The organism is Pontibacter sp. YIM B11418, from assembly GCF_059278805.1.
Map to the genome: position 1 here is coordinate 216984 of NZ_JCAEMH010000003.1, position 25786 is coordinate 242769.

Genomic DNA, 25786 nt, shown 5'->3' on the forward strand with positions numbered 1-25786 from the left:
TCCGCCTTATACGGAACGGGCATCAGGAGTATAAAAATTATAGGATTACTGTTGCGCTTCGGCGCCTGGCTTAGGTAGAATAGCCTTGCGTGACAGTTTAAACTTACCGGTTTTCTTATCTACGTCGATCAGTTTCACTTTCACTTCTTCGCCAATTTCCAACACGCCATCCATAGTCTCGAGGCGCTCGTGTTTGATCTCCGAAATGTGCAGCAAACCGTCTTTGCCCGCCATGAACTCTACAAAGGCGCCGTAAGGCTGAATAGATTTCACTTTACCAATGTAAACCTCTCCTATCTCAGGCTGTGCCACGATGCCTTTGATCTTGCTCACGGCACTATTCATAGAATCCTGGTCGCTTGCGAAGATGTTCACATGGCCTTTATCGTTCTTCTCCTCGATGATAATCGTAGCACCTGTGTCCTTCTGGATCTGCTGGATAACTTTACCACCTGGTCCGATTACAGCGCCGATGAACTCCTTGTCAATCACGATATTGAATGAGCGTGGGGTGTGCGGCTTGTAGTCAGCGTTAGGCGATGAAATGGTCTTGTTCATCTCGTTGAGGATGTGCAGACGACCTTCTCTTGCCTGAGCAAGTGCCTGGCTCAACACATCGTGTGACAAGCCCTGTACTTTGATGTCCATCTGGCAGGCCGTGATACCTTTGCTGGTACCAGCCACCTTAAAGTCCATGTCACCCAGGTGGTCTTCGTCGCCCAGGATGTCAGATAGAACGGCAAAATTGCCTGTACTCTCGTCTGTGATCAAGCCCATGGCTATACCTGAAACGCCATCCTTCACAGGAACACCAGCATCCATCAGGGCCAGTGAACCGGCACATACGGTCGCCATGGAAGAAGAGCCGTTAGACTCCAGAATGTCCGACACGATACGGATGGTGTATGGGTTCTCAGAATCAGCAGGAAGCACTTTCTTGAGCGCTCTGAGTGCCAGGTTACCATGACCGATCTCACGACGGCCAGGACCTCTGTTTGGCTTCACCTCACCTGTTGAAAAAGCAGGGAAGTTGTAGTGCAAAAGGAACTTGTTATATCCGGATACCATCGCACTGTCGATCATCTGCTCATCCAGTTTGGTACCCAATGTCACTGTCGTCAGGGATTGTGTCTCACCGCGTGTGAAAACGGCAGAACCGTGCGTAGCTGGCAGGTAGTTGATCTCTGACCAGATAGGGCGGATCTCGTTCAGCTGACGGCCATCCAGGCGCACACGGTCGTTCAGGATCATCTTGCGAACGGCGTCTTTCTCTACGTCGTGGTAGTAAGTTTTGATCAGGCCCATGTCATAGCCATGCTCCTCGCCCAGTGACTCAACAAACTCGTTCAGCACAGAAGCAAATCCTTCCTTGCGCTCAGACTTGTTGGCACGGCCACGCTTGGCTACTTCATAAGCCTTGTCGTAAGTGGCAGCGTATACCTTCTGACGCAGCTCGTCATTGTGTGTTTCGTGTGAGTACTCGCGCTTCTGCAGTTTGCCAACCATTTCAGCTAGCTCCATCTGCGCCTGGCACTGTACCTTAATTGCTTCATGTGCGAAAGCGATTGCTTCGAGCATCTCTTCTTCAGAAACCTCGTTCATTTCGCCTTCAACCATCGCCACGCTGTCGATTGAGCCACCCACAATCATGTCGATGTCTGCGCTCTTCAGGTCAGAAGCTTTTGGGTTGATCACGAACTGACCGTCGATACGCGCTACGCGTACTTCAGAAATAGGTCCGTTGAAAGGAATATCAGAAACTGCAAGCGCTGCAGAAGCTGCCAGGGCGGCTAGCGCATCCGGCAAAATCTCAGCATCAGCAGAGATCATATTTATCGTCATTTGTGTTTCAGCATGGTAGTCACCCGGGAACATAGGGCGCAGTATGCGGTCAACCAAACGGGAAATCAGAATTTCGTAGTCAGAAAGGCGCGCCTCTCTTTTGAGGAAGCCACCGGGGATTTTGCCAGAAGAAGCAAACTTCTCCTGATAGTCTACAGAAAGGGGCAGAAAGTCAACTCCCTCACGGGCTTCTTTGTTAGAAACAACAGCTGCCAGTAGCATGGTGTTACCCATTTTCACTACGACAGATCCGTCGGCCTGCTTGGCTAATTTACCAGTTTCAATAATGATCTCCCGGCCATCCGGAAGAAAGATTGTTTTTGTGATCGCGTTTTGTGACATCTTCAATTATTATTTTTTAGCATCAAATAGAACAGGGCTACCGTTTGCAGCCGCTGCTGGGGTACTGGCAAAGAGGAAGGGGAATATAAAGAGGAATAGAAAAAAATAGGGAATCCCTGTCAGAAATTCCCTATTTTTCTATAAGCTTATTTACGGATACCAAGCTCGGCGATGATCGCTCTGTATCTTTCAATGTCATTTTTCTGCAGGTAGTTCAGAAGTCTTCTTCTTTTACCTACCAGCTTAAGAAGACCAAGACGCGTGCCGAAGTCTTTCTTATGAACCTTCAGGTGCTCTGTCAGATCAGCAATGCGCGTAGTGAACAGCGCGATCTGGCCTTCTGCAGAACCCGTGTCTGTCTTAGACTTGCTCAGGCTGTGCTTTTCAAAAATTTCTTGTTTCGCTTCAGTAGTTAATTTCATTGCGTATAAAAAATATCAATCTGTTATAATCAGTGGATAGTTTCCCGTATAAGCCGCAAAGTTAAATAAAATATCTATATTAAAAAACTTTTTGCAGGCAGTTATTTTAGCGCAGCGCTATATTTTACTGCGCTTTAAACGAGTCATCAGCTTACGCCAGAAGTCGATTTCGAGCAGACTGGAGTCGTTCTGCGCCTGGTAGAGGAAGAACAGGCCAATCGGCAACAGGATGGCATTCGCACCCCACATCCCTGCCTCTACTGAGATCAGCCCCTCTCTGGCCCATTTCTCTCCCAATATGCCCAGCACATACATCACGATGAAGAACATGATGGAGATGATCACGGGCACACCCAAACCTCCCTTTTTGATGATGGCTCCCAGCGGTGCCCCGATCAGAAACATGATCACGATAGCGAATGACTGGGTATACTTGCGCAAAATCTCGATTTCGTAATTGTTTGCATCCCGGTTCAGCGTCGTCACACGTTCTCTGTAGCTATCGGTAAAGCTTTTCACATTACGGGCTTTATTGGCTGCTGTCAGCATGACGTCAGCCGTAATGGGTGGCAATGCCTTCTTCTCGTGCACCGAGTCAGGGAGCACTTTTGTAAGTGGCAGGCCATTCTTCACCTGTCCCGTATCCGCTTTGAAATACATGTAGAACGGATCCACATTCGGGGCATACAGCCGACGCTCCCGCGCACCAGAGTTTCGCAGCGAGTCTGTTACCGCTGCCAGCTGCCCGATGTTCTTCATCATCTTGTTGTCCGAGAAAAGTTCTTCGCGGGTGCGGCCCAGTTCAAAAGAAGCCAGACTGAATATGATCTTAGTCGCATCAAACTTTTCGCGCACAAACTGCTCCGATGAATTTCGGAATCCTCCGTTATTCTGATCGACGTAGGTATTGCCGCGAAATAATTCCAGGATAAGATAATTGTCATTGTATTCGGTATACATCTGTCCTGAATCGGCCAGTATCACCGTGGTGTTGTTGCCACCTTTGGAGTGGTCGTAGATCATGATGTCGCGCAGGGAGCGGCCATCATCCAGTTTCTCGTTTATTTTAATGCTGTAGCCGGGCAGGCCATTGTAAAAAGCACCTTCCTTGAAGTTCATGGCAGGCTTTTTCTGTCTGATGTCCCACAGCAAACTGTACGCTTTCAGGTTCGCCTTCGGAACCACGTAATTGTTGAAAAAGAAAGCCCCGATGGAAAGCGCAATCACAAAAAAAGCGACGGGGCGCAGAATACGCGGTAGAGCCACACCTGACGTTTTGATGGCGGTGAGTTCGTGGTGCTCCCCTAGCGTGCCGAAGGTCATCAGGGCCGAGAGCAGTACCGCCAACGGCAGTGCGACAGGCGCCATGTTGATGCTGAAATAAAACAGCAACTCTGCAAAAACGTCGTACCCAAGGTCCTTTCCTACCAGTTCATCGAGGTATTTGAGCATATACTGCGTGAGCAGAATAAACTCCACGATGGCAAACGTGAGAAAGAAAGGGCCGGCAAATGATTTAAGTATTAGCTTATCTAGTTTCTTCATGTGGGCCAGTTGGCATGCGGGCGTCTGAAACCCCGGTTATTTTCTCTAACACCGGACTTTCAAAAATCGTGCAAAGATAAGCCTTTGGTGCTAAGATGTGCTACCCTCCTACTATTTCGCGCAATTTCTGCAACAAATGCTCCCATAGTTCTTCCAACTCCTCTTCGTCATCCTCCTCCGAGTAGTCGACCACTTTGAGATACTGTTCCTGTGTCAGTTCACTTGATTCAATAGAGAAATCGATATAGGATGGGTCCGAAGGGTGTGATTTGTCCTCGTTAAGAAAAATGAAGCGAACAGAGCGGTTTGTACGGTGGCTCGTCATCTCAGCCCAATGGTTGCTGCCGTCCCAGAAGAAGTTGAACAGCTTGTCCTCGTTTATGGAAACATCATCACAGAACCACTGCGAAAGGCCACTCGGGGTGCTCAGGTATGGGTACAGTAAACGGGCAGATGCATTTATAGGGTACTCACGCACAAATTTCGTCTTGGTAGCTCTCATTATCTGTAGTTGTAAGTGACTGAGTAAGTATAGTATTAATTTCCGATTGGCTAAATATACAGAAATTAAAATATTTTTTTGTGCATCAATTGTTGCTTTTTTTAAAACTTACCCCTTATATTTGCACCACAATTCGGCGGGGTAGCTCAGATGGTTAGAGCGCAGGATTCATAACCCTGAGGTCGGCAGTTCGATTCTGCTCCCCGCTACAAAGCCCTGGACTTACATCCAGGGCTTTTTTATGCCCAGTCCTTACTCCTTCTCAAAGGACTTCAACAGAATGCGCGGCTGAATGTTGACCATCACCCACCCCCAGTCGGCGTAAGCTGATGCATCGCCCGGCTTGATCGCGGCCATCGAGCTGCCTGCAAACAAAGTGCTATACCCCACGGAGAACTGGATCTGGTCGGAGTGCTTGTACTGGAGTACTGCATCCAGTTCAGAGCCAAGGTACCTATTGCTTGTACCTGCCTGCGTTTCTGAAGCCCGTAGGTTTTTAGCCAGCGCAAAGTAGTGGTAGTCGAGTGAAAGGCTATACCTGGGCTCTGGGCTAAAGGTGGCCTTGAGGTAGTTATTGAGTAGTCCGCCTTGTCGTGTGTCAGTCGGCACATTAATAAAGTAGTCCATGAAGCCATAGTACTTATGGTTTGTGGCATACAGCGTGTTAAAGGAATGCACCTTGCGCTCGTCACCGGCCATACCTGACAAATAGGTCGTCCCTAATATGATCCGGAAAGGCTGCAAGGTATAGGCGACTTCTGCAACTGCCAGGTAGGCCGCTATCTTTTTCCCGCTACCGTGTTCGCCTGACTGCCGGTATAGCGAGCCATTGAATTGCGCACGTTCCCGCTGGTAATTCAGGTCGAGGCCATACGTATGCCGGAAGTACACGCCCCCCACGGTGTCTGACCGCTGGAAGCCGTCGCTGATGTGCATAGCTGTAACCGACAACTGTTCGCTCAGCTGTTTCTGCGCCCACAGGAACCCCAGTACCTTGTAGTTGTTCACGCCATAATGGGTGTCAAACAAGGCCTCTTTCTCCTGATTGAAAGCGCCACCGGCATCCACGCTTATACCTTGCCATCTTGCTTTAAGCAGTAGCCCATCGTGGCTGCGTGCCTGCTGCACCCAGTCCACATTGCCCAGCAGGCGGTCGTTGTTGTAGATAAACTCCTGCCGGCCAAGCCTGACGGCAAACCTATCTGATAAAGCAAACTCACCCCAGGCCTCGTGCATGGCCATAGACGGGATATCTTTTGAGTGTGCTTCATCGCCCCATACCCGTACATCCTGCAGGCTAAACCGTGTCTGCACTTTGTCCTGCTTGTAGTCGAGCGTAATTCTGGAGCGCTGGCTCACAAAGAATGCCCCGCCCTGGCCGTTAGGCAGGCTCTGGTAGCCATTGCGCCATTCCGCCCTGGGCCTAACTTGCGGTGTCAGGTATAGCTGCGCCCGGGCCGCCTCCAAGGGCAGCCACACTAAAACCGATAGCAGCAGCATTTTCCGTGTAAAACTTATTTTCATAATCGCATCGCTTTATATGGTGAATGATGCCGGATGACGTGCGCTGCGCAGAGATGATTTGACTGCTGATGCGCCCGAAGCCGTAACGATGCGAAATAGAACAAATAACTATACCTAAGCGATGACTGCTATCATGCGCAAAAATGACATTGCTTAGTTTACCAACAGGTATAAACGCAAAAAGGGCCTGACTTGCGTCAGGCCCTTTTTGGTCATATAGCGAAAGTAAATTACTTTACTTTGTCAACGATGCTCTTGAAAGCTTCCGGATGGTTCATCGCCAGGTCAGCAAGTACTTTGCGGTTCAGGTCAATGTTCGCTTTTTTCAGAGCGCCCATAAGCTGAGAGTAAGACATGCCATGCTCACGTGCACCTGCGTTGATACGCTGGATCCAAAGGGAACGGAAATCTCTCTTTTTCGCTTTTCTGTCGCGGTAAGCATAAAGCAAACCTTTTTCAATTGCGTTTTTCGCAACTGTCCAGACATTCTTGCGACGGCCAAAGTAACCTTTGGCCATTTTCATCATTTTTTTTCTTCTGTGTCGCGCTGCGACAACGTTTACCGATCTAGGCATTTCTAAAAAGTTTTGGCGGCTGGTGATTAAGTTGTAATCTTCAAAAGACCAGGCACCGGGTTCGTACTAAAAAATTAACCTTTCTAACTCCGGGTAATTAGATTTGAAGCATCAGCTTCACTCTGTCCATATCAGCTGTGCTAACAAGGCCAGTGTGTGTCAAATTACGCTTCTGCTTAGTCGTCTTCTTGGTCAGGATGTGGCTTTTGTAAGCGTGCTTACGCTTAATTTTGCCAGTACCTGTCAAAGAAAAACGCTTCTTTGCACCAGATTTTGTTTTAACTTTTGGCATGTGTATATAATTAATTAAACAAATTACTTTTTAACAGGAGGAGCCACTTTAGGAGAAAGGATCAGAAACATTCGCTTTCCTTCCAGTTTGGGCAGCTGCTCCACTTTCGCGATGTCCTCCAGCGCCTGGGCGAACTTAAGCAACAGGATCTCACCTCTTTCCTTAAACACGATCGTACGGCCAACAAAGTGTACATAAGACTTAATCTTATAGCCACTCTCGAGGAAAGCCTTCGCATGCTTCAGCTTAAACTCAAAATCGTGGTCATCTGTGTTAGGGCCGAAACGGATCTCCTTGATGACTACCTTCTGAGCTTTGGCCTTCATCTCACGGGTTTTCTTCTTCTGCTCGTACTTGAATTTCGAGTAGTCGATGATACGGCATACCGGCGGATTAGCTGTTGGCGAAATCTCAACCAGGTCAAGATTCTGCTCGTTCGCTATTTTCTGAGCATCTCTGGTTGAGAATACCCCCTGCTCTACATTGTCACCAACTAACCTGACTTCTCTGGCAGTTATTTTATCATTGACTTTGTATGGCTCCTCCACTTTTCCGCGTGGGATGTAGCGCTTATTTGGCGTAGCTATAGTTTTACCTCCTTAAATTTAGTTCTAAATCAGGGTGCGAATATCGCACATTTTATATCAAGAAAAAAATATCTCTTCTTAATTGTTCAGTATCTCAGCAATTTTTGACTGAAAGGTAGCGATGAACTCATCCACTGTCATGGTGCCCAGATCGCCTTCACCGTGCTTGCGCACCGACACGGCTCCGTTCTCCTGCTCCTTCTCCCCCACAATCAGCATGTAAGGTACTTTGCTCACCTCTGCATCACGGATCTTGCGCCCGATCTTCTCGTCGCGGTTGTCCACAAAACCCCGGATGTCATCTTGCTGCAGGCGGTCGTATACCTGCTGCGCAAAATCCTGGTATTTCTCTGAGATAGGCAGAATGGCAAACTGCTCGGGGCTTAGCCACAGCGGGAAGTTGCCGCCGCAGTGCTCAATCAGCACAGCCACAAAGCGCTCCAACGAGCCAAAAGGCGCACGGTGAATCATCACCGGGCGATGCTTGGCATTGTCAGCACCGATGTATTCGAGCTGGAATCTTTCTGGTAAGTTATAATCTACCTGAATAGTTCCCAACTGCCACTTGCGGCCCAGCGCATCGCGCACCATAAAGTCGAGCTTAGGTCCGTAAAACGCGGCTTCGCCCAGTTCGGTTACAGTAGTAAGTCCTTTCTCCGCGGCAGCCTCGATAATGGCGCTTTCGGCTTTTTCCCAGTTCTCGTCTGAGCCGATGTATTTGGCTTTGTTCTCCGGATCACGAAGGGAAACTTGGGCGGTATAGTCTTCAAAACCGAGTGCCTTGAACACATACAGCACTAAGTCAATTACCTTGATAAATTCTTCCTTTACCTGGTCCGGGCGGCAGAAAATGTGTGCATCGTCCTGTGTAAAGCCACGCACGCGGGTCAGGCCGTGCAGTTCGCCGCTTTGCTCATAGCGGTACACAGTACCAAACTCGGCAAAACGCACGGGCAGCTCTTTGTAAGAGCGCGGACGGGTTTTATAGATCTCACAGTGATGCGGACAGTTCATTGGCTTGAGCAGGAACTCCTCGTTCTCGTTCGGCGTCTTGATCGGCTGGAAGGAGTCAGCGCCATACTTCTCGTAGTGACCGGAAGTAACGTATAATTCCTTGCTGCCGATATGCGGCGTTACGACAGGCTGGTAGCCTGCTTTCACCTGGGCCTTGCGCATAAACTGCTCGAGTCGCTCGCGCAGCATTGTACCTTTTGGCAACCAAAGCGGCAAGCCCATACCTACCTTCTCAGAAAAAGCGAACAGTTCCAGTTCTTTGCCCAGTTTGCGGTGGTCGCGTTTCTTGGCTTCTTCCAGGCGCTCCAGGTATTCTGTCAGCTCCTTCTGTTTCGGGAAGGTGATGCCGTAGATACGTGTCAGCTGCTTGCTCTTTTCGTCGCCTCTCCAATAGGCACCGGCCACGTTCATCAGCTTGGCTGCCTTAATGAAGCCTGTGTTCGGGATGTGTGGTCCGCGGCAAAGATCTACAAAGTTGCCTTGGGTATAGAAGGTGATCGTACCGTCTTCCAGATCCTGGAGCAGGTCAAGTTTATACTGGTCGCCTTTTTCGGTGAAGTACTTAATGGCATCGGCTTTTGGAACTTCCTGACGCACATACTCATTCTTGGCACGTGCCAGTTCCAGCATTTTCTGCTCTACTTTGGCAAAGTCATCCTGCGAAAAGGTTTTGCCCTCTCCCAGGTCCACGTCATAGTAAAAGCCGTTCTCAACTGGCGGTCCGATACCGAACTTTATACCTGGGTATAGCTCTTCCAGAGCTTCAGCCAATAAGTGAGCCGAAGAGTGCCAAAACGTATTTTTGCCCAGATCGTCGTTCCAGGTGAGCAGTTGCACGCTGGCATCTTCTTCTATGGGGCGAGACAGATCCCAAACGGAACCGTTCACCTTTACGGCCAAAACATTGCGGGCAAGTCCCTCGCTAATGCTGGTTGCGATCTCGAGGCCTGTTACACCTTTCGGATACTGGCGTACAGAGCCGTCTGGCAAAGTGATGTTGATCATGTTTTTTTCTTAGTATCGTGTTAAAAGCCCCGCTGCCTGACAGCCATACTGTCCAGCTGGGGTCTGGGTCTTTCTAATCTGTACCGGAGCCGGGCAACACTCTGCCGGGCATAGGTATGTTTCGGTTCTATGGCCAGCATACGCTCGAAAGTTCGCAATGCTGCCAGATTCTCTCCAGTTCGCTCCAGGCTACTTGCCCGCACGGACAGGTACTTTAGCTCTTTGCTATACCTTGGCGCATTCTCCAGGTGCTGCAAGGCCAGTTCATTCTCTCCCAAGCCATGCCGCAGCTGTGCCAACTGAAAGTGGGCCGCTTGCAACGTATCTGCAAGAGCGAGCGCCTTTTCGAAGCTAACCAGGGCACTATCTTTGCGCGATGACTGCAGTTGAAGCATCCCTTTGTAATGCCACAACTGTGGATCTTCCGGCGACAGCCGCAACCCTTGCTCTGTATGCTTTCTGGCCTGGGTCAGGTCCGGTTGTGCCAGGTATAGCCCCGCCAAAGATCGATGCGTTTGCACAAAGTCAGGCTTGTACTCCAGTGCCCGGTGGTAATGGTTGATGGCAACCGTCGTATCGCCTGTCACTTCCGATACCCTGCCTTTGTAATAGACCGCATACGGATCGTCAGGGGAAAGCTCGAGCGCCTGCCGCGCAAAATGAGCCGCTTTCGCATACTCTCTCCTGTCCAGGTATAGCTCCGTCAAAAGCACGTACAGGGAAGAACTCTCAAACGAGTTTCGTTCTGCCTGCAATGCCAGTGGCAACGCTTCTTCACGCCGGCCCAACAGGTATAGTACCTGTGCTTTCACGAAGTAATTGGCAGGCTCCTTAGACAGCCTGATGGCTTCGTTTACATCGTTTAAGGCTTTGTCCAGCTCATTCTGCCGCAGCAGTACCATGGCTCTCCTGGCGAACAGACTGCCGTCACGTTTCGACCGTTCAATGGCTTCGCTTAGACTGATCAGCTGTTTCGCGGGATCCTCCACAGCTACGGCCGCCAGGTCTACCATCTGTTCCCGTGTACCTTCTTCTTTACCGCAACTGGCAAGCATCAATACCACCACTACCCAACTAAAGGCCCAACGAGACATCATGTACTGTCTTTTCTTACTGTCTAGATTGGCGCTAAATTATAGATAATTTGCCTAAATATCGACAAACACACAACCATATAGTTTTGAAAGAACACAAAGGGCCTGCTCCTAGACAGAAGCAGGCCCTTTGTGTTGCAAATGTATCCAGTTACTTCTGATATGCTTGCAACATCATTTTGCAGCGCCTGCTCAACTCCAGCTCCTCCTTCGTTTGTAACTCGAGGTTCTGGGCCATCGCACGCTGCAACGTAGACATACAAGCTTCTTTGTTTTTCATTTCCTGATAAATATTGGCCAGGTCAAAATAATAGCGCAGGTTGTTCGGATTATGCAGAATAGCCATTTCCATAGCATAAATCGCATCCTTGTTTGTAGCAGGTTTATCTGCCATCCCACCCAGCATGACTTTATAGGTTGTGACTTCAGCAAAATTGAGATTGGCCATTTTAAAATACCAGCGACCGAGTAAATGCCAGGCATCAGCGTAACGCTCATCGGCAGCCAGCGCCCCATCCAGGTATGACTTGGTTTCGCTGATCATCGCCAATCGCTGCTTCGGGCCTGACACCATAGCTAGTGAAGCCAGCGAGAGTGCCATAGCATAGTTAGAACGGGCATCAGTAGAGTCCAGCAGGAAGGCGCGTTGTGCGTACGCTTTGGCGGTGCTGAAATGATTAATCTTGCGAGTATCGTCTGAAAATCGGTTTCCCATCAGGCTGTGCAGGAGACTGGCTTGGCAAAGCGCCTCAAAATTTGATTCGTCAGCGCCGATAATCTGCTCATAAACGGCCAAGGCCTCTGTTTCCTTGTACTGCTCTTTCAGCTCATAGGCTTTCTTTAAAAGCACATCATGCCCGGAATCTCCTAATGCGTCCAGTGGACGAATCAGAAAACCGAGCATGATGAGTAAAACAGGTATAGCTTTGATAAGTAATCGCATAATTCGTAATCAGCAACCTAATATATTGCTTTGAAACGACTTATGCAAAAAAGGACTTAATTTAGAATAAATCCAGCTGCTTCTTTTTCTTCAAAGCCTTTATTGCACTGCCGTCATCTGATAGTTCTTCTACGGCTTCCAGCGTATCAAGTTGAGCCCCACTGACTTTGGCTGCTTCTTCTGCCAGCTCTTTCAATTCGGAAGGCAAGGTAACAGGTTCTCGCTTTGTGGTAACTTTCTTAGCCTTAGGCTTTTCCTCATGCTCCATTTCCTCCAGCTTCGGCACTTTCACGTCGTAGATTTTGAAGTAGCTGAGCTTGTTGCCCATGGCTTTCCAGCCTTTCACGTCGATGAATTCGCTAAGCAACAGTTTCTCTGTTTCTTTCTCTCCTCGCAGCGAACGCTTGAAACTGATGGTCGCCATCGGAACCGAGTGCGTAGATACGGCTTCGAGTCTGGAATTCTTGGTCTCGGGTATAAAGCTGAATTTCTTACCTACTGTAGAAGTCTCAATCTTGAAACGCTTCACATAGTAAGTTTTATTCTCCCCTTCGTAATAAATAGTGGATACCACCAACTCCGGATCAAACTTCTGCAGCACTTTGATCTTCTCGACGGTATAGTGGTTGGCCAGATCAAACGTGGTCTGCTCGTAAGTACCGTCTTCGTATACCACTAAGATTGTATCCTCAGTATTGAAGGAACCCAGATAGCGTCCACGGCCTTCCGTGTTCAGGCGTCCAATCACTTCGTCATAGAAAATCTCGCGTCCACCCAAAGTTGACTCGCCCAGACTCTTCTGTACCACCTTCTTGATCGGGTACTTGGTCACGATATTACCGTTTGATCCTTTGCCTTTTATCATCAGTTCAGCAAAGTCATAGTCGAACTGTTTGATACGAGCCGTAGATTGTGGCGCAAGAGTAATATTCACCACCTCCGACTCCGAGTTCGGGTTAGCTGTCAGGTAGTGCACCTTGGAGTTTTTATTGCCCTTGGTCAGGTCGTACTCTTTGTCGCGGGTAATCGATTTTACAGAAAAACGTTTCGCAAAAGATACACCTGTCTTGCCGTCAACATAAATCATGTTATAGACCATGTGCTCGTCGTTTTTATTATAAACGCCGGCCATGATGATGTCTTTGCCCACAAAGGTTTTCTCGGCTACTTTAGACACGGTGAACTTGCCATCCTTGCGGAATACAATGATATCGTCCATGTCGGAGCAATCGCAAACGAACTCGTCTTTGCGCAGCCCTGTACCAATGAAGCCATCCTTGGCATTCATGTAAAGCTTCTGGTTAGCGATCGCAACTTTCTGTGCAGTAATCACATCAAAGGTTTTCACCTGCGTTTTACGGTCACGTCCCTGTCCGTACTTTTTCAGCAATCCTTCAAAGTAAGCGATCGCATAGCGGATCAGGTTAGCCAGGTGGTCATCCACCTCAGCCATCTCTTCTTCCAGTTTGTTGATGTACTCATCGGCTTTGAAAGAGTCGAATTTGGAGATACGCTTGATCTTGATCTCGGTCAGGCGGATGATGTCATCCTGAGTTACTTCGCGACGCAAAAGCTTCTTAAACGGATCCAGGCCTTTGTCAATCGCCTCGAGCACAGCTTCCCAGGTTTCGCACTCCTCGATATCACGGTAAATGCGGTTCTCGATGAAGATCTTTTCCAGCGAAGAGTAGTGCCACTTGTCTTCCAACTCACCTTTACGGATCTCGAGTTCACGCTTGAGCAAGTCCACTGTTTTGAAGGTGGAAATGCGCAGCAACTCGTCCACACTCAGGAAGTGGGGCTTGTCGTCGATGATAACGCAGGTGTTTGGAGAAATAGATACCTCGCAGTCCGTGAACGCGTAGAGCGCGTCCATGGTCAGGTCAGGCGACACGCCCGGAGGCAGTTGTACCTGTATCTCCACATCGGCAGCCGTATTGTCAACTACCTTCTTGATCTTGATCTTGTTGTTCTCGCTCGCCTTTACGATCGACTCCATCAGTCCTGTGGTTGTGATGCCATAAGGCACGTCACGGATGATGAGCATCGTCTTGTCGACCTTCTCAATTGTGGCGCGCACCCGAATCTTACCACCACGCATACCATGGTTGTAGTTGGTCACATCCACCATACCGCCGTTCGGGAAGTCAGGCAGCAAGGTTGTCGTGCGGCCTTTCAGCACATCGATAGATCCTTTGACCAGCTCCTTAAAGTTGTGCGGCATGATCTTAGTCGAGAGACCAACGGCTATACCTTCTACACCCTGCGCAAGCAAAAGCGGGAATTTCACCGGCAAAGTCACCGGCTCGTTCTTACGGCCGTCGTAGCTCAACTGCCACAGTGTCGTCTGCGGATTGAAAACCACATCCAGCGCAAACTTGGACAGACGCGCTTCGATGTAACGAGGCGCAGCCGCACTATCGCCAGTACGTACATCGCCCCAGTTACCCTGCGTCTCGATCAAAAGATCTTTTTGACCCATGTTTACCATCGCGTCACCTATTGAGGCGTCGCCGTGCGGGTGGTACTGCATGGTCTGACCGATCACGTTGGCCACTTTGTTAAAGCGACCATCGTCCATCTCCTTCATCGCATGCAGGATGCGGCGCTGCACCGGCTTCAGACCATCTTCGATGGCAGGTACGGCACGCTCCAGTATTACATAAGAAGCATAGTCAAGGAACCAGTTTTCGTACAGACCGGACACCGGCGTTACGTTATGGATTATCTCTTCCTCACCGTCTGTAAATGCAACTTCTTGCTCCTCTTCTCTTTCTATACCTTCGTTGTTCAGTTCGTCGTTATGCATATACTTCCTCAACTATGTCTTTCTCAAACTTCAGATTCTCAATAATGAATTGCTGGCGCTCCGGCGTGTTTTTGCCCATGTAGTAGCTCAGCATTTTCTGTATCGTCGTGTCTTTCTGCAGGAACACCGGTTTTAATTTGATGTTATCGCCAATGAACTTGCCGAACTCATCCGGTGAAATCTCCCCCAGACCTTTGAAGCGGGTGATCTCCGGACGCTTGCCCAGTTTCTCAATAGCCGCCTGCTTTTCAGTTTCGTTATAGCAATAGATCGTCTCTTTCTTGTTGCGCACCCGGAAAAGCGGGGTTTCCAGAATGTACACGTGGCCGTTCTTCACCAGATCCGGGAAGAACTGCAGGAAAAAAGTGAGCAGCAGCAGACGAATGTGCATACCGTCCACGTCGGCATCTGTGGCGATCACTACGCGGTTGTAGCGCAAACCTTCCAGCCCCTCTTCAATATTTAAAGCGTGCTGCAGCAGGTTGAACTCTTCGTTTTCGTACACTACCTTTTTCTTCAATCCAAAGCAGTTCAGCGGCTTACCTCTCAAACTGAAAACCGCCTCTGTATCCACGTTTCGGGATTTGGTGATGGAACCACTTGCTGAGTCACCCTCCGTTATGAAGAGTGTAGAAAGCAGTGCATTCTCGTGCTTGTCCTCGTTGAAGTGCAGACGACAATCGCGCAGCTTTCGGTTATGCAGGTTGGCTTTCTTGGCGCGCTGGTTGGCTAGTTTCTTCACACCCGCCATGTCCTTGCGCTCCCGCTCGCTCTGTTCGATACGCTTCTTCAGCGCCTCGGCCGTCGCCTGATTGATCCGGAGATAATTATCCAGGTGCTCCTTTATAAAGTCATTGATATATGAGTTCACAGCCGGTCCATCTGGTCCCATGTCAATCGAGCCCAGTTTGGTCTTGGTCTGCGACTCAAACACCGGCTCCTGTACACGCAGCGAAATGGCACCAACAACGGAGCCACGAATATCAGCCGCATCGTAGTCTTTCTTATAAAAGTCGCGGATCGTTTTTACCAGTGCCGTACGGAAGGCCGCCAGGTGCGTACCGCCCATCGTGGTATACTGACCGTTCACGAAAGAATAGTACTCCTCGCCGTAGTCGTTACCGTGTGTGATGGCTAGCTCAATGTCGTTGCCTTTCAGATGGATGATCGGGTAGCGCATGCTCTCCTCATCGGCTTTATTTCTCAAAAGATCGAGAAGGCCGTTTTCGGAGTAGAATTTCTTGCCGTTGAAGTTGATCGTCAGACCGGCATTCAGGTATACGTAATTCCAGATCTGGTTTTCCAGATAATCCGGGTTGTACTGGTAGTTCTTGAAAATAGTATCGTCCGGCGTAAATGTCGTGAGCGTACCGTTGCGCTGCGAAGTGGCCTCCAGCGGAAGATCGTTTGTCAGCACGCCACGCTCAAACTCTGCAGCCTTCATCTGGCCGTCGCGCACCGACTGGATGCGGAACTGGCTTGAGAGGGCGTTTACTGCCTTGGTACCCACACCGTTCAGACCAACAGACTTCTGGAAAGCCTTGCTGTCGTACTTACCACCTGTATTGATTTTGCTCACGCAGTCGATCACCTTGCCCAGCGGAATACCGCGGCCATAGTCACGCACCTGCACCTTGTGGTCCGATATTTTGATGTCGATTGTCTTGCCATACCCCATCACGTGTTCGTCAATGGAGTTGTCAATTACCTCTTTCACCAAAATGTAAATACCATCATCGGCCGAAGAACCGTCTCCCAACTTACCGATGTACATACCGGGGCGTAGCCTGATGTGTTCGCGGGGCTCCAGCGAGCGAATGCTGTCTTCGTTGTAATTATGCTCTAACTCTGCCATTCTGTAAGCGTAAGTGTATTTGATTTAGTGGAATCACTCGGAAATATAGAAAAATAAAAGAAATCGGACGCTACAAATAGTTCCGGCGTCTAACCGATTCATCTTTAAAAGAAGGCTAATGCTAATATTATTAGTCAGCAAATATAGCTAAAATAGTTGAAATCATCAACCACTTCTATACAACCAATGCACATTGCGATCAGTTCACAAAAATAAGAGAAATACGCAGGTATAACTTAGCTAAAATTATTAGCATAAAAATAGTTAGATATAACTATACTTGCGCATTACATTTGCTTAACTGAATGCGGTTAAACACAGGCCGTATACCTACATACATTCGCACCCTATGGAAATTAAATTACCCCAGTATTTTAAGTATGTCATCATTTTACTGGGCCTTTTTCTAGCTATTTGGACACTCCAAAGCTTCAAATCAGTTCTGATGCCACTGACCTTTGCTTTGCTGTTTGCCCTGCTCCTGCTGCCTCTTACCCGCGACCTCGAAAAATTTCGTGTACCGCGTGCCTTGGCTATTCTCTGTAGCATTGTGATGGTGGTGATCGTGCTGGGGTTGGTGATTTGGTTTCTGTCCATGCAAGTCATTAGCCTCACCTCGGAACTGGATGCCATCGGCAAAAACTTTGATGCTTTGCTGATGAAGGTACAGGATTACCTCTACCACAATTTTGGCATACAGCCGGCCAACAAAAGCGAGCTTTTCCGTAATACAGTAGGCGGCTTGCGGGAGATTTCGACCACTTTTGTCGGCAGCACCATCTCGCTGACCACCGGCGCGCTGACGGTCATCACCATCGTGCCCATCTTTGTGTTCTGTTTTCTGTACTACCGCGACCACCTGGAGCAATTCATGTACAAGTTTGTGTCGAAGGAGCGCCGTAGCAGCCTGAACCATACTATTGACAACATACAGTTGGTGGCGCAGAGTTATATCTCTGGGCTGATGATCGTGATTGTGATCGTATCTCTGCTCAACTCGGCTGGCCTGCTAATCCTGGGCGTGAAGTATGCCATCTTCTTCGGCGTCTTTGCCTCCATCCTGACCATCATACCTTATATTGGCATCCTGATCGGGGCCATGCTGCCGGCGTTGTTCACGCTGGCTACTACCGGTAGTTTGTTCGAGGCGGTGCTGGTGGTGCTGGTGTTCATGTTTGTGCAGTTTCTGGAGGGCAACTTCATTACACCCTATGTTGTTGGTTCCAAGGTCAGTATCAACCCTTTTGCTGCCATCATCGCCTTGCTGATCGGTGGTGAAATATGGGGAGCGGCCGGTATGATCATCTCTATACCCATGATAGCGATCCTGAAGGTAATTTTCGATGCCTATGAACCACTACAACCTTTTGGCTTTTTGTTGGCTGACATAGACGATGTGAAAGCTCAGAAATCGGGGCGCTTCCGGAAAATGTTCGATAAGCTGCGCGAAAAAGCGCGTAGGGAGCGCTACGAGGATGACCGTGAGGCTGAGCAATAGCCCGCATTTGCTAAAGCTGTTTGCACAAGGTATAGCGAGCGTTCAATTTGAAACGTATTGCTAAAAATATTGGTTTACAGGATAGCCCTTTGGACAGCGCCGAAGGTCGCTTCAAATAAGCCTAAAAAGAATCAGCTTGTACGCCATCATAGACATTGAGACTACGGGTAGTCAGCCCACGCAGGACAGGATCACCGAGATTGCCATTTTCATTCACGATGGAAACGAAGTCGTGGATAAATATAGCACCCTGATCAACCCGGAGCGCCCCATACCCTATTTCATTTCTCAACTCACCGGCATTACCGACGACATGGTGCAGGACGCACCCAAGTTTTACGAGGTGGCCAAAGACATCGTGCAGTTCACCGAGGGGAAGGTGTTCGTAGCCCATAACGTGCGATTTGACTATTCCTTCATCAAGAAAGAGTTTGCCGATCTGGGTTTTACCTTTCAGCGCAAAACGCTCTGTACCGTGCGCTTGAGTCGTTCGCTTATACCTGGCCTACCGTCTTACTCGCTCGGGAAACTCTGTAAAAGCATCGACATTGACCTGCAGATGCGCCACCGGGCCATTGGCGATGCTGAGGCGACGGCCAAGCTATTTGACAAGCTGATCAAGATCAACCGGCCGGTCATTGACGGAGCGCAGCATATGGCCGATCCTTCAGAACAGCTTAAAAACGAAATCAAAGCCTCACTCCTTCCTCCCGCCATCAGCAAGGAGCAGGTGGATGCATTGCCGACGGTTCCGGGTGTATACTACTTCTACAACGAAGCGGGCGAGGTGATCTATGTGGGCAAGAGTATTAACATCAAGAAGCGCATTATCCAGCACTTCAACATCGACTACAAGAGTCGCAAATCCATTGAGTTCAAAAACCAGATAGCCGATATCACTTACGAGCTGATGGGCAACGAACTGGTGGCATTACTGTTTGAGTCTGCCGAAATCAAGCGGATGAAACCGCACTACAACCGGCAGCAGCGGCGCAGTGTATTTAACACCGGCATCTTCACCTACCAGGACGACAAAGGGTATAAGCGCTTGACATTCGGTAGCATCAATAGGGCCGATGATGTGAACATGACGCCTATTATTGCCCTCTCAAACCAGTTTAAGGCCAAGGGATTCCTTTATCATAAGGTGTCCAAATATAACCTGTGCCAGAAGCTGTGCGACCTGTATAAAACGCCGGGCGCCTGCTTCGATTACCAGGTACACATCTGCCAGGGCGCTTGTATTGGTGAGGAAAGCCCTGAGGAGTACAATGCCCGGGTGGATGCCGCCATCGAGTCATTCACCTACGAGCACAACAGCTTTGTGATTGTGGGCAAGGGCCGAGAGTTGGGCGAGAAGTCTGTGGTGGTGGTGGAGCACGGCACCTACCTCGGCTTTGGCTTTGTGGACGAGTACTTTTCAGCCAGTTCGCTCGACGATTTCAAGTCAGAGATACAGCGCTACAACGACAACAAGGACGTGCAGCAGATCATACGCGGCCACATGCGCGGGAAGCACAAAGACAAAGTGCTCGTGTTTGATTAAGCTTTCCTAACAGGTATAGCCCCTTTTTTCTGAAGCGCCTGCCATCAATTTTCGGTTAAGAAATTATTTATCCGTAATTTCAAATCGAAATAAAACTTAAACATTCATGGAAAAACGTTTCAGATCAGGGGTATTGTTCGGCGATGAGGTAACAGAGCTGTTCAAGTATGCCAATGAAAATAACTTTGCGCTGCCAGCCGTCAACGTGATTGGCACAAACTCTATCAATGCCGTGCTGGAAACAGCCAAGGCGCTTAACTCTCCCGTAATCATTCAGTTCTCGCACGGTGGTGCCACCTTCTTTGCTGGCAAAGGCCTAGAGAATGACAACCAGAAAGCCGCTATCGCAGGTGGTGTTTCCGGTGCCCAGCACGTGCACCTGATGGCCGAAGCCTATGGTGTGCCGGTAGTACTGCACACTGACCATGCCGCCAAGAAATTGCTACCATGGATCGACGGTCTGTTAGACGCTGGCGAGAAATACTACGAGCAGCACGGCAAGCCGCTTTACAGCTCCCACATGCTCGACCTTTCTGAGGAAGAGATCAAAGAAAACATCGAGACTTGCGCCAGCTACCTGGAGCGTATGAACAGGATCGGTATGACTGTAGAGATCGAGCTCGGCGTAACGGGCGGCGAGGAAGACGGCGTGGACAACACGGGTGTGGACAGCTCCAGACTGTATACCCAGCCAGACGAAGTAGCTTATGCCTACGAAGAACTGAAGAAGGTAAGCGACCGCTTCACGATCGCAGCGGCTTTCGGTAACGTGCACGGCGTATACAAGCCAGGCAACGTAGAGTTGCGCCCGGAGATTCTGAAAAACTCACAGGACTTCATCAAGGAGAAATACGGAACTAGCGACAATCCGGTGAACTTCGTATTCCACGGCGGCTCCGGTTCTGAGAAAGCGAAGATCACAGAAGCAATCGGTTACGGTGCCATCAAAATGAACATCGACACCGACATGCAGTGGGCTTACTGGGAAGGCGTGAAGAATTACTACGAGTCGAAGAAAGATTATCTACAAGGTCAGCTCGGCAATCCAGAGGGTCCGGATTCCCCGAACAAAAAATATTACGACCCACGCGTATGGCTGCGCAAAGGTGAAGAAAATTTCATCGCCAGGTTAAAAGAGGCGTTTGAGGATTTGAACTGCGTGAATCGCAATTCATAATCTAGCTTACTAATAGGGGAAAGGGTGAGGCGAAAGCTTCACCCTTTTTTATTTTATTACTTATGCTTCAGCAACCACTGGTAAATCTCCTCAGTATCCTCTTTGCGACAAAGCTCCGAGCCTGGCGTCATGGTAGCGGCGGTACCGGCGGCTACACCATAGCGCACCACTTCATCAAGCGGACGACCCTGTAGCAAGCCCATCACCATACCCGCTACCATACTGTCTCCGGCGCCGACCGCACTCTGTTGTTTCACGGTCGGTGGCACGACATAGTGTATACCTGACTCTTTTGATGCAAGCATGGCACCACGTGGGCCGAGCGACACGACCAGCACTTTGCACTTGCCTTCATCGATCACCTGCATAGCAAACTCCTCCTGTTCGAACGCCGAAATGTGTTCCTTTCCGGCCAACTTGGCCAGCTCACCCAGATTGGGTTTGATCAGGTATAGCCCCTCTCCTGCCGCTTTTATTAAGGCTTCACCCGAAGTATCCACGATCAGCCTGAAGTTACGCTTGTGGGCGATCACCGCCATCCGGAGGTAAAAGTCGTCGGGCACACCGGGAGCCAGGCTGCCACTAGCGACCACATATTCAAGAACTTGCTCCAGTTTTTCGAGTTTGTCCAGCACCTGTTGCCACTCCGACTCCTCTATATGAGGACCCGGCATGCCGAAACGGAACTGGTCGCCGGTGTTGTCTTCCATCACCATCAGGTTTTCGCGGGTCCAGCTTTTAGTCTGGCCGTTCCAGTACTCCACGCCTTCCTCTTTCAGCAAATTGCAGAGCATTTCTCCGGCTGGGCCTCCTGACAGTAGCCAGGCGCAAGAGTTGCCGCCCAGCTTGTGTATGGCTCGGGAAACGTTGATGCCCCCTCCGCCCGGTTCGTAAGTGGGTTCTTCGCAGCGGAGTTTCTTCTCGGGCAGCACACGCTGCACGTGGGTGCTCTTATCCAGGGCCGGGTTGATCGTAATGGTCAGGACTTTATGCATACTGCTACAGGTATAAATATCTGAAAGAAAGGCGTCACTCTAGGGAAACCACTATTATAAAACATCCGGATGAAGGCTCTAATAGATCTTAACAAGCTCGTGCATACTTTCATGAAACTACCCCCTGGCCGAGAATTACAGGAAATGACATCAGGTATAGGTTTAGGTATAGACTTTCCTGAAACACATTCCTTATACCTTAGCGGCGGATGTCGAACTCCTTTTGGTCGCCGGTCCTGAAGGTATAGACCTCACCACGCACCCCGACATTCACTTCCTTGGACCATCCCCTGTCAAATTTGATGATCAGTTTATCGCGGGTAATATTCAGGTCAAGCCAGTGTCCGCGATAGCGGAGCTGCAGGTTAAGGCAGGGCATTTCGTCCGGAAGCACCGGGTTCAACCACAGCACATTATCACGAATCTCGAGGCCGGTGTAAGCGCGTTGCACCAGGTCTACCGTGCCGGCCATGGCTCCGAGGTGTATGCCTTCGGCTGTGGTGCCTCCCTGTATATCTTCCAGGTCACTCATCAGGGCTGTTTCAAAGTTTGTCCAGGAGCGTTTACGGTCCGAACGGGCCAGCACCCAGGCATGCACGATCTTACTTAGGGTGGAGCCATGCGAAGTGCGCTGTTCGTAGTAGGCAATGTTTTCAGGTATACGCTCGGGCTTAAAGTCGTAGTCAAGTTGCCTGAAGATGGAAATCAATTCTTCTGAAGAAAAAAGGTAAAAGAGCATCAGCACATCGGCCTGTTTACTGGCTTTATACCTGTTCACGCTGTCGTCTTCGCTTTCCAGGATGCGGTCGAGCCGCATGGATTCTCCGTGCTTTGCTCTGTACTTCGCCCAGTCGAACTCCTGTAGTTTGTCGTAGCCGTCAAATTGCGCGATAATCTTGGTATCTTCCAGAAAAGGCACGTACATGCGCTTGCCGATATCCTCCCAGCGTGTCAAGTCGTCGGGCGTAATGTGCCGCTTGGTGAGCAGTTCTACGTAGCGGGAGTCACCGATCACCTCTTTGAGCTGCAGCGCTTTTTGGATCACCCAAACGGCCAGCACATTGGTATAGGCGTTGTTGTTTAGGCCTACCTCCTCAGAATCGGGATACTCGGTGTGGTACTCGTCAGGCCCCACCACATGCAGAATCTCATAGCGACCAGTTACCTGATTGATAGTAGCGATCGTGGACCAGAACTGTGCGATATCCAGCAACATCTCAGCACCGTGGTAACTCAGGAAGTCGATGTCGCCGGTGGCCTGGTAGTAGTGCCACACATTGTAGGCAACAGCCGAACTGATGTGCCGCTGCAGAAACGTGTTGTCAGGCAGCCAGCGGCCCGACTGCGGATTGAGGTGAAGGACCTGGCTTTCCTCTCGGCCGTTACTGCCGCTTTGCCACGGGAACATAGCCCCTTTATACCCTGCCGCTTTTGCGGCGCTTCGGGCCTCGTTCAGGCGACGGTAGCGGTACATAAGCAACTCTCGCGTGATGGCCGGCAGATGCAGGTTGAGAAAAGGAAAGATGAAGAGTTCGTCCCAGAAGATGTGCCCCCTGTAAGCCTCTCCATGCCAGCCCCGGGCGGGTACGCCCACGTCCAGGTCGACGGTATGGCCCGAGACGGATTGCAACAAATGGAAGATGTGCAGTCGCAGCACAGACTGCACTTTCGTATTGCAAGCCGTGTCAAGGTCACAGCGGTTCCAGATGCGTTGCCAGGCCCGCTTATGCTCCTCCAAAGACTCTTCAAAAGTACCCTGCCGGAAGCTGTTGACACAGGCATCCTGCAAAGGCTCAGAGGTGGCCCAGTCGCGGGAGGTATAGATCAGCACGCTTTTTTCGAGCCGCAAAGTCTGGCCTTCTTTTGCCTGTAGTTTAAACTGGTGTTCTGTATAGCCTTGTTCAATTTTGGTCTGAGGCAACACGCCACTGTCTTGTCCATTCAGGTATACCTTGGTACGGGCTACCTGCACCATTCGGGTCTTCGACTGCACTGTCTGCACCACCAGGTACATGGTCTCTTCGTCGTGCTGGCCTTGTTCCAATGTTTCGAGGTGCTGACTGGCCAGCGCGCGGTAACGGGCCACGCCACTGTTGATCACGCGACCGTCAAGGGCGGCTCTTAACCCTACTTCACCTGACCAATTAGTAGGCGTCAACTGCCATTCCAGCGCTGCGAGGTGCGGGTTTGCCATGCTGACGATGCGACGGGTGTTGAGCTTCGATTCGCGCCCTTTACTGTCTCGGAAATGGACGAAACGAAGCAACACACCATGCTTTAAATCAAGCTCCTGCTTGAAGTCGAGCACCTCAACGTTGCTGATGTGAAACCACTCTTCGCCTGGCTGCCGGAAGGAAACGGGTAGCCAGTTGGGCCAGTTTACCAGGTCTTCGTTTTCGATTTGCTTGCCGGCCACTTCGGAGGTGAGCCGGTTGTAGCCGCCGGCCAGGTATGTGCCGGGGTAATGGAGATCGTCTTCGGCAGGAGTTTCTTCAAATGCGCCACGGGTGGCAATGTAACCATTCCCTAGTGTGCAGAGCGCTTCGCGCAGGGTTTGCTCTTCAGGGACCCATTGGTTGTAAATGATACTCCAATCAGCCATTGCTTTGCTGTTTGATAGTATCTGTCAGATCTTCCAGGAAAACACGCACTTCATCCACACTTTCCAACCGGTAAGTAGCGGCCGTTTTGTCGTCGTGCTCGCCTACCAGTATACCTATACCGTGGCCCCGCAGCTCTGCAAAAGCGTCTTCATCCGTTATATCGTCGCCGATGTAAAGCGGCACATAGTTGCCATTGTTCAAACCCAATTCCTCCATCAGCCACATCACCGCTTTACCTTTGTGCCAGTTAATGTTCGGTTTGAGCTCGTAGATTTTTTTGCCGTGGCCGATCTTGAGTTCTGGCATTGTATCCAGCACTTCGTCCACAGCCTTTCTAACTTCTTCCACCTGATTTTCAGCCACATTGCGGTAATGTACCGCGATCGCATAGCGCTTCCGCTCCACCAGACTTCCCGCTATACCTTGTAGCTTTTCCTGCAGGATGCCTTCCGCTTTGTCCAACGCGGGCAGGGCGGTTTTGGCACCTCCGGGTTCAGAGGCCATACCTCCCGGGCCGGTGATATCGAATCCGTGGGAACCGGCAAAATAAAGGTTATCGAGTTTGACCAGGTTTTCCACGTTCCGGCGGTCCCGCCCGCTCACCACAGCCACTTTGGTCACGGCAGCCATCTCGTGCAGTGCCGTCCGCATCTCGTCCGACAGTAATGCCATTTCAGGTCGCTGCACAATGGGCGTCAGACAGCCGTCGTAGTCAAGAAAAATGGCGGGTGTTTTGCCTTGGAACTGTGCTTTGAGTTCGGAGAGTTGTTCGAGGGCCGACGGTAATTCCTGGGCCGCACATTTCTGTATCATAGTATTGATTTGAGGGGTCGAATTTGGGATGTTTATACTTTGGGGAATTCCTTGATAACCAGATCAGCTCCACTAGCTTTAAGACCGGCTTCGTCGTGGGTACGGTCTACACCTACCACCAGTCCAAAACCACCGGATTTGCCGGCCTGTACCCCTTTGCGGGCGTCTTCGAAAACGGCCACCTGGGCAGGTGCTATACCTAGCCGGCGGGCAGCCTCCAGAAAAATATCCGGTGCAGGTTTGCCTTTCAGGCCAAGTTCAGAGGACTGTAGCCCGTCAACATGCTCTTCAAACAGCTGCTCTATACCTGCGGCATGCAGTACATCCACACAATTCTTACTAGCAGAAATAACGGCTGTGCGCATACCGTTTTGTTTTTGTTGTTTGATCCAGGCAATGGTATCATCATACACATCCACCCCGCCCTGCCTGACCAATTCCTGAAAGTACATGTTTTTCAGGTTCCCGAGTCCTCCTACTGTTTCATGACCTGTTTCGTCTTCGGGGCTGCCCTCCCGCAACGTGATGCCTCGGGATTCCAGAAAATTGCGAACACCGTCGTAGCGGGGAATGCCGTCAATATACTCCCGGTAGTCGGTTTCGATGTCGAGCGGCTCGTAGTGTTTGCCCTCTTCCTCACCACGCTTTTGTAGGTAGGCATCGAACATGCGCTTCCAGGCCTGGGCGTGTACCCGGGCTGTCTGCGTTACGACACCGTCGAGATCGAAGATCAGGGCTTTGATGTTTTTCTCCTGAAGATTTTGCTGAAGCGTATTCATGTTTTATTAGTTTTAATAATCAGG

The 25786-nt window shown here is 50.1% G+C and carries 20 protein-coding genes and 1 tRNA gene; 4 read left to right on the forward strand and 17 right to left on the reverse strand.

Annotation, left to right across the window (positions count from 1 at the left end):
- Nucleotides 1-45: 45 nt before the first annotated feature.
- From pnp to AC4QZR_RS08670, 4 genes are all read right to left on the reverse strand, one after another.
- Nucleotides 46-2184 (reverse strand): polyribonucleotide nucleotidyltransferase, encoded by a 2139-nt coding sequence (gene pnp / locus AC4QZR_RS08655; RefSeq protein WP_494480551.1) that lies wholly within the window; start codon nucleotides 2182-2184, stop codon nucleotides 46-48.
- A gap of 146 nt (nucleotides 2185-2330) precedes the next feature.
- The gene (gene rpsO / locus AC4QZR_RS08660) at nucleotides 2331-2606 is read right to left on the reverse strand and encodes a 30S ribosomal protein S15 (RefSeq protein ID WP_116543530.1); all 276 of its coding nucleotides are present in this window, start codon (nucleotides 2604-2606) and stop codon (nucleotides 2331-2333) included.
- A 117-nt stretch (nucleotides 2607-2723) separates the two neighbouring features.
- Entirely contained in the window at nucleotides 2724-4151 is a 1428-nt protein-coding gene (locus tag AC4QZR_RS08665) for an LptF/LptG family permease (RefSeq protein ID WP_494480552.1), read from the reverse strand.
- Between the two features lie 100 nt (nucleotides 4152-4251).
- Nucleotides 4252-4653, reverse strand: coding sequence for an START-like domain-containing protein (locus AC4QZR_RS08670; RefSeq protein WP_494480553.1), 402 nt, complete (start codon nucleotides 4651-4653; stop codon nucleotides 4252-4254).
- A gap of 135 nt (nucleotides 4654-4788) precedes the next feature.
- On the opposite strand from AC4QZR_RS08670, the gene AC4QZR_RS08675 reads away from it, so the two are divergent.
- Nucleotides 4789-4862 (forward strand) — tRNA-Met (locus tag AC4QZR_RS08675).
- A 43-nt stretch (nucleotides 4863-4905) separates the two neighbouring features.
- Here AC4QZR_RS08675 and AC4QZR_RS08680 read toward each other — a convergent pair.
- The 9 genes from AC4QZR_RS08680 to AC4QZR_RS08720 form a co-directional block, all read right to left on the reverse strand.
- Complete coding sequence (locus AC4QZR_RS08680; protein WP_494480554.1) at nucleotides 4906-6177, reverse strand: alginate export family protein; 1272 nt, start codon at nucleotides 6175-6177, stop codon at nucleotides 4906-4908.
- Nucleotides 6178-6407: 230 nt separating this feature from the next.
- Nucleotides 6408-6752, reverse strand: coding sequence for a 50S ribosomal protein L20 (gene rplT, locus AC4QZR_RS08685; protein ID WP_220627401.1), 345 nt, complete (start codon nucleotides 6750-6752; stop codon nucleotides 6408-6410).
- A 97-nt stretch (nucleotides 6753-6849) separates the two neighbouring features.
- Entirely contained in the window at nucleotides 6850-7044 is a 195-nt protein-coding gene (rpmI, locus tag AC4QZR_RS08690; RefSeq protein WP_076666337.1) for a 50S ribosomal protein L35, read from the reverse strand.
- Between the two features lie 23 nt (nucleotides 7045-7067).
- Nucleotides 7068-7592: a translation initiation factor IF-3 gene (gene infC / locus AC4QZR_RS08695; RefSeq protein WP_188499629.1), complete on the reverse strand. Its 525-nt coding sequence runs from the start codon at nucleotides 7590-7592 to the stop codon at nucleotides 7068-7070.
- Nucleotides 7593-7709: 117 nt separating this feature from the next.
- Nucleotides 7710-9650 carry a threonine--tRNA ligase gene (thrS, locus tag AC4QZR_RS08700; RefSeq protein ID WP_494480555.1) on the reverse strand — a complete coding sequence of 647 codons (1941 nt, stop codon included), beginning with the start codon at nucleotides 9648-9650 and terminating at the stop codon, nucleotides 7710-7712.
- A gap of 20 nt (nucleotides 9651-9670) precedes the next feature.
- Nucleotides 9671-10747, reverse strand: a complete 1077-nt coding sequence (locus AC4QZR_RS08705) for a tetratricopeptide repeat protein (protein ID WP_494480556.1) — start codon at nucleotides 10745-10747, stop codon at nucleotides 9671-9673.
- Nucleotides 10748-10895: 148 nt separating this feature from the next.
- Nucleotides 10896-11687, reverse strand: coding sequence for a hypothetical protein (locus AC4QZR_RS08710; RefSeq protein ID WP_494480557.1), 792 nt, complete (start codon nucleotides 11685-11687; stop codon nucleotides 10896-10898).
- Between the two features lie 61 nt (nucleotides 11688-11748).
- Nucleotides 11749-14496 (reverse strand): DNA gyrase/topoisomerase IV subunit A, encoded by a 2748-nt coding sequence (locus tag AC4QZR_RS08715; RefSeq protein ID WP_494480558.1) that lies wholly within the window; start codon nucleotides 14494-14496, stop codon nucleotides 11749-11751.
- Entirely contained in the window at nucleotides 14489-16351 is a 1863-nt protein-coding gene (locus AC4QZR_RS08720; protein WP_253405885.1) for a DNA topoisomerase IV subunit B, read from the reverse strand. The genes AC4QZR_RS08715 and AC4QZR_RS08720 overlap by 8 nt, the downstream gene beginning before the upstream one ends.
- Before the next feature lie 349 nt (nucleotides 16352-16700).
- Between AC4QZR_RS08720 and AC4QZR_RS08725 the strand changes: the two genes are divergently transcribed.
- The 3 genes from AC4QZR_RS08725 (at nucleotide 16701) to fbaA (ending at nucleotide 20572) form a co-directional block, all read left to right on the forward strand.
- Nucleotides 16701-17849 carry an AI-2E family transporter gene (locus AC4QZR_RS08725; RefSeq protein WP_494480559.1) on the forward strand — a complete coding sequence of 383 codons (1149 nt, stop codon included), beginning with the start codon at nucleotides 16701-16703 and terminating at the stop codon, nucleotides 17847-17849.
- 136 nt (nucleotides 17850-17985) lie between these two features.
- Entirely contained in the window at nucleotides 17986-19395 is a 1410-nt protein-coding gene (locus tag AC4QZR_RS08730) for an exonuclease domain-containing protein (RefSeq protein ID WP_494480560.1), read from the forward strand.
- Between the two features lie 106 nt (nucleotides 19396-19501).
- Nucleotides 19502-20572, forward strand: a complete 1071-nt coding sequence (fbaA, locus tag AC4QZR_RS08735) for a class II fructose-bisphosphate aldolase (RefSeq protein WP_494480561.1) — start codon at nucleotides 19502-19504, stop codon at nucleotides 20570-20572.
- Between the two features lie 56 nt (nucleotides 20573-20628).
- Here the strand turns inward: fbaA and AC4QZR_RS08740 are convergent, their stop codons facing one another.
- The 4 genes from AC4QZR_RS08740 to AC4QZR_RS08755 form a co-directional block, all read right to left on the reverse strand.
- Entirely contained in the window at nucleotides 20629-21567 is a 939-nt protein-coding gene (locus AC4QZR_RS08740) for a 1-phosphofructokinase family hexose kinase (RefSeq protein ID WP_494480562.1), read from the reverse strand.
- A gap of 199 nt (nucleotides 21568-21766) precedes the next feature.
- On the reverse strand, nucleotides 21767-24169 hold the full coding sequence (locus AC4QZR_RS08745) for a glycoside hydrolase family 65 protein (RefSeq protein WP_494480563.1): 2403 nt from the start codon (nucleotides 24167-24169) through the stop codon (nucleotides 21767-21769).
- On the reverse strand, nucleotides 24162-24983 hold the full coding sequence (otsB, locus tag AC4QZR_RS08750; protein ID WP_494480564.1) for a trehalose-phosphatase: 822 nt from the start codon (nucleotides 24981-24983) through the stop codon (nucleotides 24162-24164). Before otsB ends, AC4QZR_RS08745 begins: the two co-directional genes overlap by 8 nt.
- A gap of 32 nt (nucleotides 24984-25015) precedes the next feature.
- Nucleotides 25016-25762, reverse strand: coding sequence for an HAD family hydrolase (locus AC4QZR_RS08755; protein WP_494480565.1), 747 nt, complete (start codon nucleotides 25760-25762; stop codon nucleotides 25016-25018).
- Nucleotides 25763-25786: the final 24 nt, after the last annotated feature.

Bases quoted from the DNA above. Each gene is read 5' to 3' on its own strand.
- pnp (WP_494480551.1), bottom strand. From the start codon at position 2,184: ATGTCACAAAACGCGATCACAAAAACAATCTTTCTTCCGGATGGCCGG.
- rpsO (WP_116543530.1), bottom strand. From the start codon at position 2,606: ATGAAATTAACTACTGAAGCGAAACAAGAAATTTTTGAAAAGCACAGC.
- AC4QZR_RS08665 (WP_494480552.1), bottom strand. From the start codon at position 4,151: ATGAAGAAACTAGATAAGCTAATACTTAAATCATTTGCCGGCCCTTTC.
- AC4QZR_RS08670 (WP_494480553.1), bottom strand. From the start codon at position 4,653: ATGAGAGCTACCAAGACGAAATTTGTGCGTGAGTACCCTATAAATGCA.
- AC4QZR_RS08680 (WP_494480554.1), bottom strand. From the start codon at position 6,177: ATGAAAATAAGTTTTACACGGAAAATGCTGCTGCTATCGGTTTTAGTG.
- rplT (WP_220627401.1), bottom strand. From the start codon at position 6,752: ATGCCTAGATCGGTAAACGTTGTCGCAGCGCGACACAGAAGAAAAAAA.
- rpmI (WP_076666337.1), bottom strand. From the start codon at position 7,044: ATGCCAAAAGTTAAAACAAAATCTGGTGCAAAGAAGCGTTTTTCTTTG.
- thrS (WP_494480555.1), bottom strand. From the start codon at position 9,650: ATGATCAACATCACTTTGCCAGACGGCTCTGTACGCCAGTATCCGAAA.
- AC4QZR_RS08705 (WP_494480556.1), bottom strand. From the start codon at position 10,747: ATGATGTCTCGTTGGGCCTTTAGTTGGGTAGTGGTGGTATTGATGCTT.
- AC4QZR_RS08710 (WP_494480557.1), bottom strand. From the start codon at position 11,687: ATGCGATTACTTATCAAAGCTATACCTGTTTTACTCATCATGCTCGGT.
- AC4QZR_RS08715 (WP_494480558.1), bottom strand. From the start codon at position 14,496: ATGCATAACGACGAACTGAACAACGAAGGTATAGAAAGAGAAGAGGAG.
- AC4QZR_RS08720 (WP_253405885.1), bottom strand. From the start codon at position 16,351: ATGGCAGAGTTAGAGCATAATTACAACGAAGACAGCATTCGCTCGCTG.
- AC4QZR_RS08725 (WP_494480559.1), top strand. From the start codon at position 16,701: ATGGAAATTAAATTACCCCAGTATTTTAAGTATGTCATCATTTTACTG.
- fbaA (WP_494480561.1), top strand. From the start codon at position 19,502: ATGGAAAAACGTTTCAGATCAGGGGTATTGTTCGGCGATGAGGTAACA.
- AC4QZR_RS08740 (WP_494480562.1), bottom strand. From the start codon at position 21,567: ATGCATAAAGTCCTGACCATTACGATCAACCCGGCCCTGGATAAGAGC.
- AC4QZR_RS08745 (WP_494480563.1), bottom strand. From the start codon at position 24,169: ATGGCTGATTGGAGTATCATTTACAACCAATGGGTCCCTGAAGAGCAA.
- otsB (WP_494480564.1), bottom strand. From the start codon at position 24,983: ATGATACAGAAATGTGCGGCCCAGGAATTACCGTCGGCCCTCGAACAA.
- AC4QZR_RS08755 (WP_494480565.1), bottom strand. From the start codon at position 25,762: ATGAATACGCTTCAGCAAAATCTTCAGGAGAAAAACATCAAAGCCCTG.